This is a genomic window from Streptomyces sp. TRM68367 (genome assembly GCF_014495685.1).
Taxonomy (GTDB): domain Bacteria; phylum Actinomycetota; class Actinomycetes; order Streptomycetales; family Streptomycetaceae; genus Streptomyces.
Genome location: NZ_JACTVI010000235.1, coordinates 1 through 2,644, shown reverse-complemented (window position 1 = coordinate 2,644; position 2,644 = coordinate 1). Strand labels below are relative to the sequence as shown.

At 63.4% G+C, this 2,644-nt stretch carries 3 protein-coding genes and 1 pseudogene; 3 read left to right on the top strand and 1 reads right to left on the bottom strand.

The genetic code is table 11. The features are described 5' to 3' along the window. The 3 genes and pseudogenes from H8R17_RS45045 to H8R17_RS45035 form a co-directional block, all read left to right on the top strand. A pseudogene (locus tag H8R17_RS45045) lies at positions 1 to 556 on the top strand (hypothetical protein); the annotation flags it as partial. Between the two features lie 148 nt (positions 557 to 704). Beyond that, a complete protein-coding gene (locus H8R17_RS45040) occupies positions 705 to 1,301 on the top strand; it encodes a hypothetical protein (RefSeq protein ID WP_187828928.1) in 597 nt (198 codons plus the stop codon). A gap of 152 nt (positions 1,302 to 1,453) precedes the next feature. Beyond that, a complete protein-coding gene (locus H8R17_RS45035) occupies positions 1,454 to 2,179 on the top strand; it encodes a hypothetical protein (RefSeq protein ID WP_187828927.1) in 726 nt (241 codons plus the stop codon). Between the two features lie 11 nt (positions 2,180 to 2,190). On the opposite strand, the gene H8R17_RS45030 is transcribed toward H8R17_RS45035, so the two are convergent. Next, complete coding sequence (locus H8R17_RS45030) at positions 2,191 to 2,574, bottom strand: hypothetical protein (RefSeq protein WP_187828926.1); 384 nt, start codon at positions 2,572 to 2,574, stop codon at positions 2,191 to 2,193. Positions 2,575 to 2,644: the final 70 nt, after the last annotated feature.

Below are 2,644 nucleotides of genomic sequence, written 5' to 3'. Positions count from 1 at the left end.
CACGCCACGTCACCGGGCCATGCTGTGTTTTCGCAGGTCAAACCCTATTTCCAGCGACTATGCCGCTACCTCTGCTGCGGAACTCCGGACAGAGCTACAGATCGACCCCAAAACCTACTGGGGCGACTACGGGCAGCTTCACGACATGCTGATCGCGAAGCATGTCGAGGAAGCTCGCGTCGCGCTGGAGAGCAAGCTCGTCAAAGCGCGAGCGATCTTCGCGCAGCGTTACGGTCACTTGGCTGCGAAGGAGCGAGAGGCCGTGCTGGCCACGGTCACTCAGCCCCAGCCATCACCTATCCACGGGGAACACATCGAGGAAGCGCTATGCCCCGCTTGCGGGTCACGGGGCGGACTCATTGGAGAGACATACGTCCTGAGTAGTGATGAAGGTGTCTGGTTCGCTCCCTATGCCTTCAGCTGCTCTGCCTGCGGCCTTGACCTCGATGGCGCCGAGGAACTGGGAGATCTTGCTGAGGAAGTTCCCATCGACATGACGCTCGACGAGTACTACGCCGACTGGGAGCCCGACGAGGACATGTATCGAGACAGGTGATACCTCCAGATCCGAGGTATTCCCCAACATCCGTTAGCCGTGGTTACCAATATCAACGGCTCCAGCTACCGGCTCAAGAACCGGCTCGCTGCCATCGAGCGAGACCAGGACAACGCAGCCTGACAACGACGTGGCCGACAATGAGCGCATGGACGTCCCTGAGCTGCTCGAATCGGCTTCCCTGCTGGTTCCGGAAGAGACCGCCACCGAGAACGACATCACGGTGCGAGACATCTGGGCCTACCTCGTCCACGACGAGTGGGAGATCGCCCTGGGCCTGCTGGAGGAGCTCGGGGACGGTCTCCCGCTTCCTCTCGCATTCTGGGAAAAGCTCGCCGACGCGGCTGAACAGCTCCGCCTTGAGCGGAGCTCGGCCTGGTGCCACTGGCGGTGCTCCGAGATCCGCAACGGCGTGATCCGGGCGGACCTGACGCTCCGTCTTGCCGCCGAGGGACGACGCACGACGTCAATCGCTGGCCAGGGTGTTCTGCGACCCATGTGGGACATCGGACACCTCTCACCCGCCGGTGAACGCGCGGTCAACATCGCCCGGCTCTGGGTCGAGGACATGCCTTCTCTGGAGCCCGGCGGGCGAGCCACGGTTCGCCTCGTGCCCCTCACTCCCGCGCAGTGGAAGCACGTCCAGCCCGGCCAGCTGATCACCATGCACGAGGACCGATCCGTGGCCGGCACCGCAGTCATCCTGGAGGTTCACCGCCCTGCCACTGCCATGCCCGCGGGATGACGTCGATTGATCGCAGGGCCCTTGCTGGTGCACATACCTCTGTACTTGGTGGAGCGCTCAAAGAAGTACGCCGACAGCAAGGTTCCTGCACAGGCCGAAGGCGTAGATGGCATCCTCTGGACACTGATCGCTCTCTGATTCGAGGTGTGCCCATGACGACGGCAGCGCTTACTCCAAGCCTGCAGCTGAGCGTCGATCGGTTCGCGCGTTCGCTCAGTGTTCCGTCGCGGCTGCTGGAGCTTCATCCGAGGAAGCGAGGCAACCCGGGCAACCACGGTGCCTTGGCGCCCGCGATCGCGCTCGGTGCGATCTCAGCCTTCGAAGGGTTCGCTGAGGATTTTTTCGCGACCGCCTTCTATTTGCAGGGGGCCAGTTTCGCGCAGATTGCGAAGAACGTGAACCTCACGAACCCGAGCCTGGCAGAGGTGCAGAAGCTGGTGAATCAGAGCTTCCCGGCCGTGCGCGCCAGACTGGTCAGCAATTTCAACCTAGGGGTATGGGTGCCCCCCGCTATCGGTGCGAACGGCTGGTGGAAAGGGGGCATGATCGGCTGGGATGACGCAGTTGCGGCTTCTCAGTCCTGGATCCAGGTGCGGCATTGTCTGACCCATGGGCTGACGAGCGGGTGGCGGACCGAGGTCTGGCCGGGGCCCGTAACCAAGGGGAACAACGCCAACAATTCTGTCCCGTCCGCTTCGGACGTACTGAGGGCCATGCCGGGGGGCAAGCATTCGCTGGTCGTGCATGGCGCGATCACCTGTGCCAGGATTTTTCGGGACGGGGCTGAAGCCGTCGCCAACGAGGTGGCAGCGGAGCTGGGGAAGACGTTGTCCTGGTCGCAAGTGCCGGACTTCCCACTGGAATCCGCTGCTGCGTGAGTGCGGCCGAGTCAAGAGCCGCTGTCAGGGACGGCCCCGGAGTCGAGGAGCAACATCTCCAACTCGGAGATGCGTTTGTCCGCGAACCTGGCGTTGGAGCGGGCTGCTTGAAGGCGGTCGCTCAGAGTTCGGTTCTCGGCTGTGAGCTGGCGGAACTTCTGCTTGAGAGTGGTGTTCTCAGCGACCACCCGGCCGTGGGCCTCGGCGGGCAGATCGGTCTCGAAGTCGCGTATTCGGGCTAGGAGTTGACCGATCTGGCTCCGGTGGGCGGAGATTTCAGCGTATGCCTTCTTGAGACCGTCTTCGGCGTTGAGGGCCCGGTCCTTCCAGGCTTCCTCGACTTGAGCGGCATGTTCGGCGCGGTCGTCGGATCGGGCCCGGCCTCGATCATTCACGTGCGCGCGCCGGCCTGGGGTGGTCGGTCGGGGTTGAGGATTCGTCCTGGTTCGTCCTTCGGGTGGTGGT